This window comes from Shigella sp. SIG6 (genome assembly GCF_053555815.1).
Window position 1 is genome coordinate 19260 of record NZ_JBQZXC010000007.1, and the last position, 17641, is coordinate 36900.

17 protein-coding genes and 1 pseudogene are annotated in these 17641 nt (G+C 52.5%); 13 read left to right on the forward strand and 5 right to left on the reverse strand.

What is annotated here, in order from left to right:
• Nucleotides 1-6 precede the first annotated feature (6 nt).
• Nucleotides 7-651 (reverse strand): YtjB family periplasmic protein, encoded by a 645-nt coding sequence (locus ACUU1M_RS02475; RefSeq protein ID WP_000124601.1) that lies wholly within the window; start codon nt 649-651, stop codon nt 7-9.
• A gap of 105 nt (nt 652-756) precedes the next feature.
• On the opposite strand from ACUU1M_RS02475, the gene serB reads away from it, so the two are divergent.
• Genes serB through nadS form a run of 4 tightly spaced genes read left to right on the forward strand, consistent with a single transcriptional unit; the run spans nt 757 to nt 4610 of the window.
• Nucleotides 757-1725 carry a phosphoserine phosphatase gene (gene serB, locus ACUU1M_RS02480; protein WP_001132955.1) on the forward strand — a complete coding sequence of 323 codons (969 nt, stop codon included), beginning with the start codon at nt 757-759 and terminating at the stop codon, nt 1723-1725.
• Nucleotides 1726-1773: 48 nt separating this feature from the next.
• The gene (gene radA, locus ACUU1M_RS02485; RefSeq protein WP_449144638.1) at nt 1774-3156 is read left to right on the forward strand and encodes a DNA repair protein RadA; all 1383 of its coding nucleotides are present in this window, start codon (nt 1774-1776) and stop codon (nt 3154-3156) included.
• Nucleotides 3157-3176: 20 nt separating this feature from the next.
• A complete protein-coding gene (gene nadR, locus ACUU1M_RS02490) occupies nt 3177-4409 on the forward strand; it encodes a multifunctional transcriptional regulator/nicotinamide-nucleotide adenylyltransferase/ribosylnicotinamide kinase NadR (RefSeq protein WP_000093815.1) in 1233 nt (410 codons plus the stop codon).
• Nucleotides 4410-4442: 33 nt separating this feature from the next.
• A complete protein-coding gene (nadS, locus tag ACUU1M_RS02495) occupies nt 4443-4610 on the forward strand; it encodes a NadS family protein (protein ID WP_000007444.1) in 168 nt (55 codons plus the stop codon).
• Nucleotides 4611-4716: 106 nt separating this feature from the next.
• Here the strand turns inward: nadS and ettA are convergent, their stop codons facing one another.
• On the reverse strand, nt 4717-6384 hold the full coding sequence (gene ettA / locus ACUU1M_RS02500) for an energy-dependent translational throttle protein EttA (RefSeq protein ID WP_000046749.1): 1668 nt from the start codon (nt 6382-6384) through the stop codon (nt 4717-4719).
• A gap of 210 nt (nt 6385-6594) precedes the next feature.
• On the opposite strand from ettA, the gene sltY reads away from it, so the two are divergent.
• Both sltY and trpR read left to right on the forward strand, forming a co-directional pair.
• The gene (sltY, locus tag ACUU1M_RS02505; RefSeq protein WP_152028865.1) at nt 6595-8532 is read left to right on the forward strand and encodes a murein transglycosylase; all 1938 of its coding nucleotides are present in this window, start codon (nt 6595-6597) and stop codon (nt 8530-8532) included.
• An 89-nt stretch (nt 8533-8621) separates the two neighbouring features.
• Nucleotides 8622-8948: a trp operon repressor gene (gene trpR / locus ACUU1M_RS02510; RefSeq protein ID WP_000068679.1), complete on the forward strand. Its 327-nt coding sequence runs from the start codon at nt 8622-8624 to the stop codon at nt 8946-8948.
• An 84-nt stretch (nt 8949-9032) separates the two neighbouring features.
• On the opposite strand, the gene yjjX is transcribed toward trpR, so the two are convergent.
• Nucleotides 9033-9554: an inosine/xanthosine triphosphatase gene (gene yjjX, locus ACUU1M_RS02515; RefSeq protein WP_001341279.1), complete on the reverse strand. Its 522-nt coding sequence runs from the start codon at nt 9552-9554 to the stop codon at nt 9033-9035.
• Between the two features lie 51 nt (nt 9555-9605).
• Here yjjX and gpmB point away from each other — a divergent pair, with 51 nt between their 5' ends.
• Nucleotides 9606-10253: a 2,3-diphosphoglycerate-dependent phosphoglycerate mutase GpmB gene (gene gpmB, locus ACUU1M_RS02520; protein WP_000942344.1), complete on the forward strand. Its 648-nt coding sequence runs from the start codon at nt 9606-9608 to the stop codon at nt 10251-10253.
• On the opposite strand, the gene robA is transcribed toward gpmB, so the two are convergent.
• Complete coding sequence (gene robA, locus ACUU1M_RS02525; RefSeq protein WP_000371659.1) at nt 10250-11119, reverse strand: MDR efflux pump AcrAB transcriptional activator RobA; 870 nt, start codon at nt 11117-11119, stop codon at nt 10250-10252. The genes gpmB and robA overlap by 4 nt on opposite strands.
• 210 nt (nt 11120-11329) lie before the next feature.
• On the opposite strand from robA, the gene creA reads away from it, so the two are divergent.
• The 4 genes and pseudogenes from creA (at nt 11330) to creD (ending at nt 15339) form a co-directional block, all read left to right on the forward strand.
• Nucleotides 11330-11803, forward strand: a complete 474-nt coding sequence (gene creA / locus ACUU1M_RS02530) for a protein CreA (protein WP_000875487.1) — start codon at nt 11330-11332, stop codon at nt 11801-11803.
• 12 nt (nt 11804-11815) lie between these two features.
• Nucleotides 11816-12505: a two-component system response regulator CreB gene (gene creB, locus ACUU1M_RS02535; protein WP_001188674.1), complete on the forward strand. Its 690-nt coding sequence runs from the start codon at nt 11816-11818 to the stop codon at nt 12503-12505.
• Nucleotides 12505-13929, forward strand: a complete 1425-nt coding sequence (gene creC, locus ACUU1M_RS02540; RefSeq protein ID WP_152028866.1) for a two-component system sensor histidine kinase CreC — start codon at nt 12505-12507, stop codon at nt 13927-13929. The genes creB and creC overlap by 1 nt, the downstream gene beginning before the upstream one ends.
• Before the next feature lie 57 nt (nt 13930-13986).
• A pseudogene (gene creD / locus ACUU1M_RS02545) lies at nt 13987-15339 on the forward strand (cell envelope integrity protein CreD).
• Between the two features lie 58 nt (nt 15340-15397).
• Here creD and arcA read toward each other — a convergent pair.
• Nucleotides 15398-16114, reverse strand: a complete 717-nt coding sequence (gene arcA / locus ACUU1M_RS02550) for a two-component system response regulator ArcA (RefSeq protein ID WP_001194358.1) — start codon at nt 16112-16114, stop codon at nt 15398-15400.
• Between the two features lie 95 nt (nt 16115-16209).
• Here arcA and yjjY point away from each other — a divergent pair, with 95 nt between their 5' ends.
• Complete coding sequence (gene yjjY / locus ACUU1M_RS02555; RefSeq protein ID WP_001303782.1) at nt 16210-16350, forward strand: YjjY family protein; 141 nt, start codon at nt 16210-16212, stop codon at nt 16348-16350.
• Between the two features lie 399 nt (nt 16351-16749).
• Nucleotides 16750-17436 (forward strand): tRNA/rRNA methyltransferase, encoded by a 687-nt coding sequence (locus ACUU1M_RS02560; RefSeq protein ID WP_001223194.1) that lies wholly within the window; start codon nt 16750-16752, stop codon nt 17434-17436.
• The last annotated feature ends 205 nt before the right edge of the window (nt 17437-17641 follow it).

The following is a 17641-nucleotide window of genomic DNA, read 5'->3' on the forward strand; positions in this document are numbered from 1 at the left end:
AATGGGTCACTCTTTTTTCTCGCTTTCTTCCTCTTCCGGCACCGGTTTGCTGGCGGTTAACAGGAAGGGCGATTGCTGCCAGCGGGTGCGTTTACCCTGTAGCAGCGTGCGGGTCAGCACTACGCCGATTGCCAGTGAGAGCAGCAACATCAGGCGTAAAATGTTAGTGGTGTTATCCACCTGTTGGGCTTCGGTGGCGAGCGTATGGGTGTCGAGTGTCAGGCGCAGATAGCCGAGCGGTCCGTTTTTACCCGCAATTGGCTCGACAATCTGCTGGTTAAAATAGCCGCCTGCTTTTTTACCGTCGAGCGCCAGCCGATCGCGCACTTCGACGCTTTCGCCAGAACGTGCGATAAGATCGCCTTGTTCGTCATACACACCCGCGTCGAGGATACGGCTTTCATCCGTTAACTGATCGAGGATCGCCTGAATGCGTTTTTCATCCGGTGAGTCGGTACGCATCAGCGGTGCAACGTTCAGCGTCACCTGACGCGCCAGGGTGCGGGCCAGTTCTTCCAGCTGTGGATTACGCTGTCGCTGGTGGTTTTGACTAAACCATGACGCCCCCTGTATCAGTGCCACTAACAAGGCAAGACAGAACAGGACAATCACTGCCCGATGTAGCCGGAATTTCAGTTTTGTGCGAGCCATCTTCCACCCTTTGAAAATTTGAGACTTAATGTTGCCAGAAGCAATGGATACAAGGTAGCCTCATGCGTTATTTTCCCTGCTTCGAACGATTTTACAGGAGCCTTAATGCCTAACATTACCTGGTGCGACCTGCCTGAAGATGTCTCTTTATGGCCGGGTCTGCCTCTTTCATTAAGTGGTGATGAAGTGATGCCACTGGATTACCACGCAGGTCGTAGCGGCTGGCTGCTGTATGGTCGTGGGCTGGATAAACAGCGTCTGACCCAATACCAGAGCAAACTGGGTGCGGCGATGGTGATTGTTGCCGCCTGGTGCGTGGAAGATTATCAGGTGATTCGTCTGGCAGGTTCACTCACCGCACGGGCTACACGCCTGGCCCACGAAGCGCAGCTGGATGTCGCCCCGCTGGGGAAAATCCCGCACCTGCGCACGCCGGGTTTGCTGGTGATGGACATGGATTCCACCGCCATCCAGATTGAATGTATTGATGAAATTGCCAAGCTGGCCGGAACGGGCGAGATGGTGGCGGAGGTAACCGAACGGGCGATGCGCGGCGAACTCGATTTTACCGCCAGCCTGCGCAGCCGCGTGGCGACGCTGAAAGGCGCTGACGCCAATATTCTGCAACAGGTGCGTGAAAATCTGCCGCTGATGCCAGGCTTAACGCAGCTGGTGCTCAAGCTGGAAACGCTGGGCTGGAAAGTGGCGATTGCCTCCGGCGGCTTTACTTTCTTTGCTGAATACCTGCGCGACAAGCTGCGCCTGACAGCCGTGGTAGCCAATGAACTGGAGATCATGGACGGTAAATTTACCGGCAATGTGATCGGCGACATCGTAGACGCGCAGTACAAAGCGAAAACTCTGACTCGCCTCGCGCAGGAGTATGAAATCCCGCTGGCGCAGACCGTGGCGATTGGCGATGGAGCTAATGACCTGCCGATGATCAAAGCAGCAGGGCTGGGGATTGCCTACCATGCCAAGCCAAAAGTGAATGAAAAGGCGGAAGTCACCATCCGTCACGCTGACCTGATGGGGGTATTCTGCATCCTCTCTGGCAGCCTGAATCAGAAGTAATTGCCTGCCCGTCATCCTGCGGGCGGCACAGCATTAACGAGGTACACCGTGGCAAAAGCTCCAAAACGCGCCTTTGTTTGTAATGAATGCGGGGCCGATTATCCGCGCTGGCAGGGGCAGTGCAGTGCCTGTCATGCCTGGAACACCATCACCGAGGTGCGTCTTGCTGCGTCGCCAACGGTGGCGCGTAACGAGCGTCTCAGCGGCTATGCCGGTAGCGCCGGGGGGGCAAAAGTCCAGAAACTCTCCGATATCAGCCTTGAAGAGCTGCCGCGTTTTTCCACCGGATTTAAAGAGTTCGACCGCGTACTAGGCGGCGGCGTGGTGCCAGGAAGTGCCATTCTGATTGGCGGTAACCCTGGTGCGGGGAAATCCACGCTGTTGCTGCAAACGCTGTGCAAACTGGCCCAGCAGATGAAAACGCTGTATGTCACCGGCGAAGAGTCGCTGCAACAGGTGGCAATGCGCGCTCATCGCCTTGGCCTGCCGACTGACAATCTCAATATGTTGTCGGAAACCAGCATCGAGCAGATCTGCCTGATTGCCGAAGAAGAGCAACCGAAGCTGATGGTAATTGACTCGATCCAGGTGATGCATATGGCGGATGTACAATCATCGCCTGGTAGCGTGGCGCAGGTGCGTGAAACGGCGGCTTATCTGACGCGTTTCGCCAAAACGCGCGGTGTGGCGATTGTCATGGTTGGACACGTAACCAAAGATGGTTCGCTGGCTGGCCCGAAAGTGCTGGAACACTGTATCGACTGTTCGGTGCTTCTGGATGGCGATGCCGACTCCCGTTTTCGCACCTTACGCAGCCATAAAAACCGCTTCGGCGCGGTGAATGAGCTGGGCGTCTTCGCGATGACCGAACAGGGGCTGCGTGAAGTCAGCAACCCTTCGGCAATTTTCTTAAGTCGCGGAGATGAAGTGACCTCCGGCAGCTCCGTGATGGTGGTGTGGGAAGGAACGCGTCCGTTGCTGGTGGAGATTCAGGCGCTGGTCGATCACTCGATAATGGCGAATCCGCGCCGCGTGGCAGTGGGGCTGGAACAAAACCGTCTGGCAATCCTGCTGGCTGTCTTGCACCGTCACGGTGGTCTGCAAATGGCCGATCAGGATGTGTTTGTGAACGTGGTCGGCGGCGTGAAGGTAACCGAAACCAGCGCCGACTTAGCGTTACTGCTGGCGATGGTTTCCAGCCTGCGTGACAGACCGCTGCCACAGGATCTGGTGGTGTTTGGTGAAGTCGGGCTGGCAGGGGAGATCCGCCCGGTGCCCAGTGGCCAGGAGCGGATTTCTGAAGCGGCGAAACACGGTTTTCGCCGGGCGATTGTTCCGGCGGCTAACGTACCGAAAAAAGCGCCGGAAGGGATGCAGATTTTTGGCGTTAAAAAACTCTCCGACGCGCTTAGCGTGTTCGACGACTTATAATGAGAGATACGGAGGGAGATATGTCGTCATTTGATTACCTGAAAACTGCCATCAAGCAACAGGGCTGCACGCTACAGCAGGTAGCTGATGCCAGCGGTATGACCAAAGGGTATTTAAGCCAGTTACTGAATGCCAAAATTAAAAGCCCCAGCGCGCAAAAGCTGGAGGCATTGCACCGTTTTTTGGGGCTTGAATTTCCCCGACAGAAGAAAACCATTGGTGTCGTATTCGGTAAGTTCTACCCGCTGCATACCGGACATATCTACCTTATCCAGCGCGCCTGTAGCCAGGTTGACGAGCTGCATATCATTATGGGTTTTGACGATACCCGCGACCGCGCGTTGTTTGAAGACAGCGCCATGTCGCAGCAGCCCACGGTGCCGGATCGTCTGCGCTGGCTATTGCAAACCTTTAAATATCAGAAAAATATCCGTATTCATGCTTTCAACGAAGAGGGCATGGAGCCGTATCCGCATGGCTGGGATGTGTGGAGCAACGGCATCAAAAAGTTTATGGCTGAAAAGGGGATCCAGCCGGACCTGATCTACACCTCGGAAGAAGCCGATGCGCCACAGTATATGGAACATCTGGGGATCGAGACGGTGCTGGTCGATCCGAAACGTACCTTTATGAGTATCAGCGGTGCGCAGATCCGCGAAAACCCGTTCCGCTACTGGGAATATATTCCTACCGAAGTGAAGCCGTTTTTTGTGCGTACCGTGGCGATCCTTGGCGGCGAGTCGAGCGGTAAATCCACCCTGGTAAACAAACTTGCCAATATCTTCAACACCACCAGTGCGTGGGAATATGGCCGCGATTATGTCTTTTCACACCTCGGCGGTGATGAGATCGCATTGCAGTATTCCGACTACGATAAAATCGCGTTGGGCCACGCACAATACATTGATTTTGCAGTGAAATACGCCAATAAAGTGGCGTTTATTGACACCGATTTTGTCACTACCCAGGCGTTCTGCAAAAAGTACGAAGGGCGTGAGCATCCGTTCGTGCAGGCGCTGATTGATGAATACCGTTTCGATCTGGTGATCCTGCTGGAGAACAACACGCCGTGGGTGGCGGATGGTTTACGCAGCCTCGGCAGTTCGGTGGAGCGCAAAGAGTTCCAGAACTTGCTGGTGGAGATGCTGGAAGAGAACAATATCGAATTCGTGCGGGTTGAAGAGGACGATTACGACAGCCGTTTCCTGCGCTGCGTGGAGCTGGTGCGGGAGATGATGGGGGAGCAAGGATAACCGTGACGAAACTGCTCAAAGGCGAGGTATAAAATGAGTTTTTTTGATGAGTTGAAAACCTCTCTGGAAGAGGCTGTCGAGATTAAACAAGGTTTGAAAAAACCTGCACGGGTGACCCGCCACGAAATTGAGGATGCTAAGGCTGTTGTAGACCGGAAAAGGTGTTCACGCCGCATCCGGCATTCGGTGCTCAATGCCTGATGCGACGCTTACCGCGTCTTATCAGGCCTACAGTTTTACAACGTATTGAAATTGCTGGTTTTGTAGGCCGGATAAGGCGTTCGCGCCGCATCCGGCATTTTACGCATTACTTCGCAATACGCTTGTACTTGATACGCTTCGGCTCCAGCGCGTCTGCGCCCAGCGTGCGTTTTTTGTACTCTTCGTACTCAGTAAAGTTACCTTCGAAGAACTCAACTTTACCTTCATCCTGGTAGTCCAGGATGTGCGTGGCGATACGGTCGAGGAACCAACGGTCGTGCGAGATAACCATCGCACAGCCCGGGAACTCCAGCAGGGCGTTTTCCAGCGCGCGCAGGGTTTCGATATCCAGGTCGTTGGTTGGTTCGTCGAGCAGCAGCATGTTGCCGCCAACCTGCAGCAGCTTCGCCAGATGCAGACGACCGCGCTCACCACCGGAAAGTTCGCCAACACGTTTACCCTGATCAACCCCTTTAAAGTTAAAGCGGCCAACGTAGGCGCGGCTTGGCATCTCGGTGTTGCCGATCTTCATAATATCCAGCCCGCCGGAAACTTCTTCCCAAACGGTTTTGCTGTTATCCATTGAGTCACGGAACTGATCAACCGATGCCAGTTTCACCGTTTCACCCAAAGTGATGGTGCCGCTGTCCGGCTGTTCCTGACCGGAGATCATACGGAACAGGGTCGATTTACCCGCGCCGTTCGGACCGATGATCCCGACGATCGCCCCTTTCGGGATCGAGAAGCTCAGGTCATCAATCAGCAGGCGATCGCCGTAGGATTTACGCAGGTTGCTGACTTCCAGCACTTTATCGCCCAGACGCGGTCCAGGTGGAATAAACAGTTCGTTGGTTTCGTTACGTTTCTGGTATTCGGTGCTGTTCAGCTCTTCAAAGCGTGCCAGACGTGCTTTACCTTTCGACTGGCGGCCTTTAGTTCCCTGACGTACCCACTCCAGCTCTTTCTCGATCGACTTACGACGCGCCGCTTCTTGTGAAGCTTCCTGCGCCAGACGCTGATCTTTCTGCTCCAGCCAGGAGGAGTAGTTACCTTCCCACGGAATACCTTCACCGCGGTCCAGTTCGAGGATCCAGCCTGCAACGTTATCGAGGAAGTAACGGTCGTGAGTAATCGCCACCACGGTGCCTTCGAAGTCGTGCAGGAAGCGTTCCAGCCACGCCACGGATTCGGCATCCAGGTGGTTGGTCGGTTCGTCGAGCAGCAGCATGTCTGGTTTTTCCAGCAGCAGGCGGCACAACGCCACGCGACGACGCTCACCACCGGAGAGGTTAGCGATTTTCGCGTCCCAATCTGGCAGACGCAGCGCATCCGCCGCACGCTCCAGCTGTACGTTCAGGTTATGACCGTCGTGAGCCTGAATGATCTCTTCCAGACGGCCTTGTTCAGCGGCCAGCTTGTCAAAATCGGCATCCGGATCGGCGTACAGCGCATACACTTCATCCAGGCGTTTCAGGGCGTTAACCACTTCTGAAACCGCTTCTTCAATGGACTCACGCACGGTGTGTTCCGGGTTCAGCTGCGGTTCCTGCGGCAGATAACCAATCTTGATGTCTGGCTGCGGACGCGCTTCACCTTCGATGTCTTTATCAATGCCCGCCATAATGCGCAGCAGGGTGGACTTACCCGCGCCGTTCAGACCCAAGACACCAATTTTTGCCCCAGGGAAGAAACTCAGAGAGATGTTTTTCAAAATATGACGTTTCGGCGGAACAACTTTGCCGACACGATGCATGGTATAAACGAATTGAGCCACGTTGGACTTCGCCTCTATGTTTATCGTGATGATGAGTTTTCAAAGGCGAAGTGTAGCCTGTTTCCCCGCCTAATCCCAGTTGGTCGATCACCTTCGCAGTAAAAGTAAAAAAGTGTCCGTAACGTGGCGTAAACGGCAATGACTGGTTAGCATAAATCTATTACGCGGCATGACGCTGCATTGATGTATTTACACTTAGAGGATGCGCTTGTGGAAAAAGCCAAACAAGTTACCTGGCGGCTGTTGGCTGCCGGTGTCTGTCTGCTGACGGTCAGCAGCGTGGCGCGAGCCGACTCACTGGATGAGCAGCGTAGCCGTTACGCGCAAATCAAGCAGGCCTGGGATAATCGACAGATGGATGTGGTCGAACAAATGATGCCTGGACTGAAGGATTATCCGCTTTATCCCTACCTGGAATACCGCCAGATCACCGATGACCTGATGAATCAACCGGCGGTGACGGTCACTAACTTTGTTCGCGCTAACCCCACGCTTCCTCCCGCTCGCACGCTGCAATCTCGTTTCGTCAATGAACTGGCGCGGCGTGAAGACTGGCGTGGCTTGTTAGCCTTTAGCCCGGAAAAGCCCGGAACTACCGAAGCGCAATGTAATTACTACTATGCGAAATGGAACACCGGGCAGAGTGAAGAAGCCTGGCAAGGGGCGAAAGAGCTGTGGCTGATCGGCAAGAGCCAGCCTAACGCCTGTGACAAGTTATTTAGCGTCTGGCGTGCGTCAGGTAAACAAGATCCGCTGGCGTATTTAGAGCGTATCCGTCTGGCGATGAAAGCGGGTAACACAGGCCTGGTAACAGTGCTGGCAGGGCAGATGCCTGCCGATTACCAGACTATCGCCTCGGCAATCATTTCACTGGCGAACAACCCTAATACGGTACTGACCTTCGCGCGTACAACCGGCGCGACCGATTTTACCCGTCAAATGGCGGCGGTGGCGTTTGCCAGTGTGGCGCGGCAGGATGCCGAAAATGCACGGCTGATGATCCCGTCGCTTGCCCAGGCGCAGCAGCTTAATGAAGATCAGATTCAGGAGCTGCGCGATATCGTCGCCTGGCGTTTGATGGGCAATGATGTCACCGATGAGCAGGCGAAATGGCGCGATGACGCCATTATGCGCTCGCAATCCACGTCGTTGATTGAACGCCGTGTGCGAATGGCGCTTGGCACCGGCGATCGTCGCGGCCTGAATACCTGGCTGGCGCGTCTGCCGATGGAAGCAAAAGAGAAAGATGAATGGCGTTACTGGCAGGCGGATTTATTGCTGGAACGCGGACGTGAAGCTGAAGCGAAAGAGATTTTGCATCAACTCATGCAACAGCGTGGTTTCTACCCGATGGTTGCAGCACAACGCATCGGTGAAGAGTATGAGCTGAAGATTGATAAAGCGCCGCAGAATGTTGACAGCACCCTGACTCAGGGGCCGGAGATGGCGCGCGTGCGCGAGTTGATGTACTGGAATCTCGATAATACCGCGCGTAGCGAGTGGGCCAATCTGGTGAAGAGCAAGTCAAAAACAGAGCAGGCTCAACTGGCTCGGTATGCTTTCAATAACCAATGGTGGGATCTTAGCGTTCAGGCAACGATCGCCGGGAAGCTTTGGGATCATCTGGAAGAGCGATTCCCGCTGGCTTACAACGATCTTTTCAAACGTTACACCAGTGGGAAAGAGATCCCGCAAAGCTATGCGATGGCGATTGCCCGTCAGGAGAGCGCCTGGAATCCGAAAGTGAAATCACCGGTAGGGGCCAGCGGCCTGATGCAGATTATGCCTGGTACAGCGACCCATACGGTGAAGATGTTCTCTATTCCTGGTTATAGCAGCCCTGGGCAATTGCTGGATCCGGAAACGAACATCAACATTGGCACCAGTTACCTGCAATATGTTTATCAGCAGTTTGGCAATAACCGTATTTTCTCCTCAGCAGCTTATAACGCCGGACCTGGACGGGTGCGAACCTGGCTTGGCAACAGCGCCGGGCGTATCGACGCTGTGGCATTTGTCGAGAGTATTCCGTTCTCCGAGACGCGCGGTTATGTGAAGAACGTGCTGGCTTATGATGCTTACTACCGCTATTTCATGGGGGATAAACCGACGTTGATGAGCGCCACGGAATGGGGACGTCGTTACTGATCCGCACGTTTATGATATGCTATCGTACTCTTTAGCGAGTACAACCGGGGGAGTCATTTTGCTTCCCCCGCTAACAATGGCGACATATTATGGCCCAACAATCACCCTATTCAGCAGCGATGGCAGAACAGCGTCACCAGGAGTGGTTACGTTTTGTCGACCTGCTTAAGAATGCCTACCAAAACGATCTCCATTTACCGTTGTTAAACCTGATGCTGACGCCAGATGAGCGCGAAGCGTTGGGGACTCGCGTGCGTATTGTCGAAGAGCTGTTGCGTGGCGAAATGAGTCAGCGTGAGTTAAAAAATGAACTCGGCGCGGGCATCGCGACGATTACGCGTGGATCTAACAGCCTGAAAGCCGCGCCCGTGGAGCTGCGCCAGTGGCTGGAAGAGGTGTTGCTGAAAAGCGATTGATTTTGTAGGCCTGATAAGACGCGGCAGCGTCGCATCAGGCATCGTGCACCGAATGTCGGATGCGGCGTGAACGCCTTATCCGTCCTACAATGCCTGATACACGGCATTGTGAAACGGACTCAGCGCCAGGATCACCGCCTGGTGATAGACGCTGGCGCGAGTGAGTTTCCCGGCGGTAAACACGCCGATCGCCCCTTCCTTACGACCAATCTCATCAATACCGGTATAACGCGACATCACGGGACCAAGCGCCTCGCCTTCACGAACTTTTTCCAGAATCACCGCAGGTAACGGCAAAGTTGCCGAACGCGCCTCGCCGCGCTGGCTGGCGTTTTCAATCACCACCCAACTGAAAGTGCTGTCGCCATCAATGCCAGCTTCAATCGCCACCCAAAAATCAGCCTCTGGAAGTAAACGGCGGGCATTTGCTACCCGATTTCGTGCGCCAGCGCGCGTTTCCTCACTGCCAAAGGGTTGTTCCGGTACACCGCTCTCGACGGCAACGGATGCAATATGGCAGGATCCTTCGCCGAAGATCTCGTGAAATGCCTGCAGAATGGCCTGAATTTTAGCGGGATTGGTGGTCGCACAGACAACTTGGTGCATAATCAGCATTACTCAGAAAATTAACGTTACAGCAGTATACGGAAAAAAAGCATGTTACAGGTATACCTAGTCCGCCACGGTGAAACGCAGTGGAACGCCGAGCGACGTATTCAGGGCCAGTCTGACAGCCCGCTGACCGCCAAAGGTGAGCAACAGGCGATGCAGGTGGCAACCCGTGCCAAAGAGCTTGGCATTACGCATATTATCAGTAGCGATTTAGGACGCACCCGGCGTACGGCGGAAATCATCGCCCAGGCCTGCGGCTGTGACATCATCTTTGATTCTCGCCTGCGTGAATTAAACATGGGTGTGCTGGAAAAAAGACATATCGATTCTCTGACCGAAGAAGAAGAGAACTGGCGTCGGCAGCTGGTCAATGGCACCGTTGACGGGCGTATTCCTGAAGGCGAGTCAATGCAGGAGCTCAGCGATCGCGTCAATGCGGCACTGGAATCTTGCCGGGACTTACCGCAGGGAAGCCGACCGCTGCTGGTGAGCCATGGTATTGCACTGGGATGTCTGGTGAGTACGATTCTCGGATTACCAGCATGGGCAGAGCGCCGCTTACGTCTGCGTAACTGTTCTATTTCGCGCGTGGATTATCAGGAAAGCCTGTGGCTGGCGTCTGGCTGGGTCGTTGAAACCGCAGGGGACATCTCGCATCTGGACGCCCCTGCATTAGATGAGCTGCAGCGTTAACGGCGGATAGGAATCAGCAGTTCACAGCGCAGATTAATTGGGCGATCTCCCGCTTTGGCGTCTTCTGCCGGGTAGTATCGCTCAATATCCTGACCTTTACGGCGCGTCAGATTGAGCATTGGCATGCACGTTCCGTATACCGTCAGGATAAACTCCTGCACGCCGGTTCCCAGACCTTCATAGGTAAACATCACATATTCGCCGCCCTGCAGCATCACCGGATGCCCCGTCAGTACATAGCCATCTGCCTGATCCTGGGCTAACGCGGTGGTATAGAATACCTCTTGTTCGTCGTCTTTATCCTGACTCGGACGCGTTTCATTCAGGCCGTAGAGCACCGGCGGAATGGTCGGCGCGTTGCCGAGAAAATCGTGCCAGAACTGATAACGCATTTCATGGCGGAAATCAGAGATTTGCTCCAGCGAACAGGAGTAGCTCTGGGTAACACCAATCAGCGGCGTATCTTCCAGGGTGACAAATTTGTGCTCTGGCATTGTGAATTCACCCAGATGTAGCGGCGGGCGAATACCAAAGGCGCTCCATTCAGGAGAACGGCGGTAAAGTGCAGGAGTCTGGGCAAACTGCTTCTTGAATGCGCGGGTAAATGTCTGTTGAGAGTCGAAGCGGTATTGCAGCGCGATGTCCAGAATCGGACGCGCAGTCAGGCGTAGTGCGACCGCCGATTTCGACAAACGACGAGCACGAATATACGCGCCAATAGCATGGCCAGTGACATCTTTAAACATTCTCTGTAAGTGCCACTTGGAATAACCTGCTTTCGCCGCTACATTGTCGAGCGACAGGGGCTGATCCAGATGACCTTCCAGCCAGATTAAAAGGTCGCGAATAATGCCGGCCTGATCCATAAAATATCCTCATCCTTTCAACAACGAGCACCTGACATCAGGTAATTGGATAATAGCATTTTTTGCTGTTTTAGCATTCAGTGTTTTTTTCTTAGTAGAGTATGTTTTAGGGCTTGACGGAAATAAAAGAATTGAGATTTTGTTCTTAATCAATATGTTATTTACCGTGACGAACTAATTGCTCGTGTAATAGATAAAAATGGTAACAATATGAAATACAAGCATTTGATCCTGTCTTTAAGCCTGATAATGCTGGGGCCATTGGCTCATGCAGAAGAGATTGGTTCGGTCGACACCGTATTTAAAATGATCGGCCCGGATCACAAAATTGTTGTGGAAGCCTTTGACGATCCCGATGTGAAAAATGTCACCTGTTATGTGAGCCGGGCGAAAACCGGTGGTATTAAAGGGGGATTGGGCCTGGCAGAAGATACCTCCGATGCGGCCATTTCTTGTCAGCAAGTCGGGCCGATTGAACTGTCGGATCGTATTAAAAACGGCAAAGCTCAGGGCGAGGTAGTATTCAAAAAACGCACGTCCCTGGTCTTTAAGTCGTTACAGGTCGTGCGCTTTTATGACGCCAAACGCAACGCGCTCGCTTATCTGGCTTACTCCGACAAAGTTGTAGAAGGTTCGCCGAAAAACGCGATTAGCGCGGTTCCTGTCATGCCGTGGCGGCAATAACAGAGGCGATTTATGCAACGGGAAACGGTCTGGTTAGTGGAAGATGAGCAAGGGATAGCCGACACGCTGGTCTACATGTTGCAGCAGGAAGGTTTTGCCGTCGAGGTCTTTGAGCGAGGTTTGCCGGTGCTGGATAAAGCTCGCCAGCAGGTTCCCGACGTCATGATTCTCGACGTTGGTTTGCCTGATATCAGTGGCTTTGAATTGTGCCGCCAGTTACTGGCGCTCCATCCGGCGTTACCTGTACTGTTCCTGACGGCCCGAAGTGAAGAGGTCGATCGCCTGCTTGGGCTGGAAATTGGCGCTGACGACTATGTGGCTAAACCGTTTTCACCCCGCGAAGTGTGCGCCAGGGTGCGCACCTTACTGCGTCGGGTGAAGAAGTTCTCGACGCCGTCTCCCGTCATCCGTATTGGTCATTTTGAATTGAATGAACCCGCGGCGCAGATCAGCTGGTTTGACACGCCATTAACGCTGACGCGGTATGAGTTTTTATTGCTGAAGACGTTACTCAAGTCGCCAGGCCGCGTCTGCTCCCGCCAGCAACTAATGGATAGCGTGTGGGAAGATGCGCAGGACACCTACGATCGCACCGTCGATATCCACATTAAAACGCTGCGTGCCAAGCTGCGCGCCATCAACCCCGATCTTTCACCGATTAATACTCATCGCGGCATGGGATATAGCCTGAGGGGCTTGTAATGCGTATCGGCATGCGGTTGCTGCTGGGCTATTTTTTACTGGTGGCGGTGGCGGCCTGGTTCGTACTGGCTATTTTTGTCAAAGAAGTTAAACCGGGCGTGCGAAGAGCAACGGAGGGGACGTTGATCGACACGGCAACGTTACTTGCGGAGCTGGCGCGTCCCGATTTGCTCTCTGGGGACCCAACGCATGGGCAACTGGCGCAGGCGTTTAATCAGCTACAACATCGCCCGTTTCGCGCCAATATTGGTGGCATTAACAAAGTGCGCAATGAATATCATGTCTATATGACCGATGCGCATGGCAAAGTATTGTTCGATTCGGCAAATAAAGCCGTTGGACAGGATTATTCGCGCTGGAATGACGTCTGGCTAACGTTGCGTGGTCAGTATGGTGCGCGCAGCACGTTGCAAAATCCTGCCGATCCCGAAAGTTCGGTGATGTATGTTGCCGCGCCGATTATGGACGGCTCGCGGCTTATTGGCGTTTTGAGCGTAGGCAAACCGAACGCGGCGATGGCTCCGGTCATTAAACGCAGCGAGCGGCGAATTTTATGGGCCAGCGCCATTTTGTTGGGGATTGCACTGGTGATTGGCGCAGGTATGGTTTGGTGGATCAACCGCTCCATTGCCCGGCTCACTCGCTATGCTGATTCCGTCACTGACAATAAGCCCGTTCCTCTTCCCGATCTCGGTAGTAGCGAGCTGCGTAAACTCGCGCAGGCGCTGGAAAGTATGCGCGTGAAGCTGGAAGGGAAAAACTATATTGAGCAGTATGTTTATGCGTTAACCCATGAGCTAAAAAGCCCACTGGCGGCGATTCGTGGCGCGGCGGAAATTTTACGCGAAGGTCCGCCGCCTGAAGTAGTGGCTCGTTTTACTGACAACATTCTGACACAAAATGCGCGAATGCAGGCGCTGGTGGAAACGTTACTACGCCAGGCAAGACTGGAGAATCGTCAGGAAGTCGTTCTGACTGCTGTTGATGTGGCGGCATTATTTCGCCGCGTCAGCGAAGCGCGCACCGTGCAGTTGGCAGAAAAAAACATCACTTTGCATGTTATGCCCACCGAGGTTAATGTTGCTGCTGAACCGGCGTTACTGAATCAGGCGCTGGGGAATTTACTGGATAACGCCATCGATTTTACTCCCGAGAGCGGTTGCATAACGCTAAGCGGCGAAGTGGATCAGGAACACGTCACGCTTAAGGTGCTGGATACCGGTAGTGGTATTCCTGACTACGCGCTGTCACGTATTTTTGAACGCTTTTACTCTTTGCCGCGTGCAAATGGGCAAAAAAGCAGCGGTCTGGGGTTGGCGTTCGTCAGTGAGGTCGCCCGTTTGTTTAACGGCGAAGTCACGCTGCGCAACGTGCAGGAAGGTGGCGTGCTGGCCTCGCTACGACTTCACCGTCACTTCACATAGCTTCAAATTCTTCCCACATAGCCTTCGTATCCTGCTGCCATTGCAAAGGAGAAGACTATGTTGAAATCCCCCCTGTTCTGGAAAATGACCACCTTGTTTGGTGCAGTATTGCTGTTGTTGATTCCGATAATGCTGATTCGGCAAGTGATTGTCGAACGTGCCGATTACCGTAGCGATGTGGAAGATGCGATTCGCCAAAGTACCAGCGGGCCGTAAAAACTCGTTGGGCCGCTTATCGCTATTCCTGTGACCGAGCTTTATACGGTGCAGGAAGAGGATAAAACCGTGGAGCGGAAACGAAGTTTTATCCATTTTTGGTTACCTGAGTCATTGATGGTTGATGGCAATCAGAACGTGGAAGAACGCAAGATAGGGATTTATACCGGTCAGGTCTGGCACAGTGATTTAACGCTAAAAGCTGATTTCGATGTTTCGCGTCTTAGCGAGCTCAACGCGCCAAATATCATCTTAGGCAAGCCCTTTATTGTGATTAGCGTCGGGGATGCGCGTGGTATTGGTGTGGTGAAAGCGCCTGAAGTTAACGGAACGGCACTGACCATTGAACCCGGTACCGGGTTAGAGCAAGGCGGGCAGGGCGTGCATATCCCTTTACCCGAAGGGGACTGGCGGAAGCAGAACCTGCAGCTGAATATGGCACTGAATTTAAGCGGTACCGGCGATCTTTCTGTGGTGCCTGCCGGGCGTAATAGCGAAATGACCTTAACCAGCAACTGGCCGCATCCCAGTTTTTTAGGTGATTTTCTACCAGCCAAACGGGAAGCTAGCGAGTCAGGTTTTCAGGCGCAATGGCAAAGCAGCTGGTTTGCTAATAATCTCGGTGAGCGTTTTGCTTCAGGCAATGATACCGGCTGGGAAAACTTCCCCGCGTTTAGCGTCGCAGTGACGACGCCAGCCGATCAATACCAATTAACGGACCGGGCGACTAAGTACGCCATTCTGCTGATTGCACTGACTTTTATGGCGTTCTTTGTTTTTGAAACGCTCACCGCGCAACGTTTACACCCAATGCAATATTTGCTGGTGGGGCTTTCATTGGTGATGTTTTATTTGCTCTTGCTGGCGCTTTCTGAACATATCGGTTTTACCGTGGCATGGATAATCGCCAGTCTGATTGGGGCGTTAATGAACGGTATTTATTTGCAGGCGGTATTGAAAGGCTGGCGCAATAGCATGTTGTTTACCCTCGCGCTGTTGTTGCTGGATGGAGTGATGTGGGGACTGCTCAACTCTGCCGATAGCGCGCTGTTGTTGGGAACCAGTGTGCTGGTGGTGGCGCTGGCCGGCATGATGTTTGTGACTCGTAATATCGACTGGTATGCGTTTTCACTGCCGAAAATGAAAGCCAGTAAAGAAGTTACAACGGACGATGAATTACGTATCTGGAAATAAGGTTGAAAAATAAAAACGGCGCTAAAAAGCGCCGTTTTTTTGACGGTGGTAAAGCCGATTAATCTTCCAGATCACCGCAGAAGCGATAACCTTCACCGTGAATGGTGGCGATGATTTCCGGCGTATCTGGCGTAGATTCGAAATGTTTACGAATACGGCGGATCGTCACGTCTACAGTACGGTCGTGCGGTTTCAGCTCACGGCCGGTCATTTTCTTCAGCAGTTCAGCACGAGACTGAATTTTGCCTGGGTTTTCACAGAAGTGAAGCATGGCGCGGAACTCGCTGCGCGGCAGCTTGTACTGCTCGCCATCAGGGCCGATCAACGAACGGCTGTTGATGTCCAGTTCCCAACCATTGAACTTGTAGCTTTCAACGCTACGACGTTCTTCGCTGACAGTACCCAGATTCATGGTACGGGACAGCAGGTTGCGTGCACGAATCGTCAGTTCACGCGGGTTGAACGGTTTGGTGATGTAGTCATCTGCACCGATTTCGAGGCCGAGAATTTTATCGACTTCGTTGTCACGGCCAGTCAGGAACATCAACGCAACATTCGCCTGCTCGCGCAGTTCACGCGCTAACAGAAGACCGTTCTTACCCGGCAGATTGATATCCATGATCACCAGGTTGATGTCATATTCAGAGAGGATCTGATGCATTTCCGCGCCATCTGTCGCTTCGAAAACATCATAGCCTTCCGCTTCGAAAATACTTTTCAACGTGTTGCGTGTTACCAACTCGTCTTCAACGATAAGAATGTGCGGGGTCTGCATGTTTGCTACCTAAATTGCCAACTAAATCGAAACAGGAAGTACAAAAGTCCCTGACCTGCCTGATGCATGCTGCAAATTAACATGATCGGCGTAACATGACTAAAGTACGTAATTGCGTTCTTGATGCACTTTCCATCAACGTCAACAACATCATTAGCTTGGTCGTGGGTACTTTCCCTCAGGACCCGACAGTGTCAAAAACGGCTGTCATCCTAACCATTTTAACAGCAACATAACAGGCTAAGAGGGGCCGGACACCCAATAAAACTACGCTTCGTTGACATATATCAAGTTCAATTGTAGCACGTTAACAGTTTGATGAAATCATCGTATCTAAATGCTAGCTTTCGTCACATTATTTTAATAATCCAACTAGTTGCATCATACAACTAATAAACGTGGTGAATCCAATTGTCGAGATTTATTTTTTATAAAATTATCCTAAGTAAACAGAAGGATATGTAGCATTTTTTAACAATTAAACCGTTAGTGCAGTCAGAAAATAGTTTAGCCTTTTTTAAGCTAAGTAAAGGGCTTTTTCTGCGGCTTACGTTAAGAATTTGTAAATTCGCACCGCGTAATAAGTTGACAGTGATCACCCTGTTCGCGGTTATTTGGTCAAGAAGAGTGGCAATATGCGTATAACGATTATCCTGGTCGCACCCGCCAGAGCAGAAAATATTGGGGCAGCGGCGCGGGCAATGAAAACGATGGGTTTTAGCGAACTGCGGATTGTCGATAGTCAGGCACACCTGGAGCCAGCCACCCGCTGGGTCGCACATGGATATGGTGATATTATTGATAATATTAAAGTTTTCCCGACACTGGCTGAATCGTTACACGATGTCGATTTCACTGTCGCCACCACTGCGCGTAGTCGGGCGAAATATCATTACTACGCCACGCCAGTAGAACTGGTGCCGCTGTTAGAGGAAAAATCTTCATGGATGAGCCATGCCGCGCTGGTGTTTGGTCGCGAAGATTCCGGGCTGACTAACGAAGAGTTAGCGTTGGCTGACGTGCTTACTGGTGTGCCGATGGTGGCGGATTATCCTTCGCTCAATCTGGGGCAGGCGGTGATGGTCTATTGCTATCAATTAGCAACATTAATACAACAACCGGCGAAAAGTGACACAACGGCAGACCAACATCAACTGCAAGCTTTACGCGAACGAGTCATGGCATTGCTGACGACTCTGGCAGTGGCAGATGACATAAAACTGGTCGACTGGTTACAGCAACGCCTGGGGCTTTTAGAGCAACGAGACACGGCAATGTTGCACCGTTTGCTGCATGATATTGAAAAAAATATCACCAAATAAAAAACGCCTTAGTAAGTATTTTTCAGCTTTTCATTCTGACTGCAACGGGCAATATGTCTCTGTGTGGATTAAAAAAAGAGTGTCTGATAGCAGCTTCTGAACTGGTTACCTGCCGTGAGTAAATTAAAATTTTATTGACTTAGGTCACTAAATACTTTAACCAATATAGGCATAGCGCACAGACAGATAAAAATTACAGAGTACA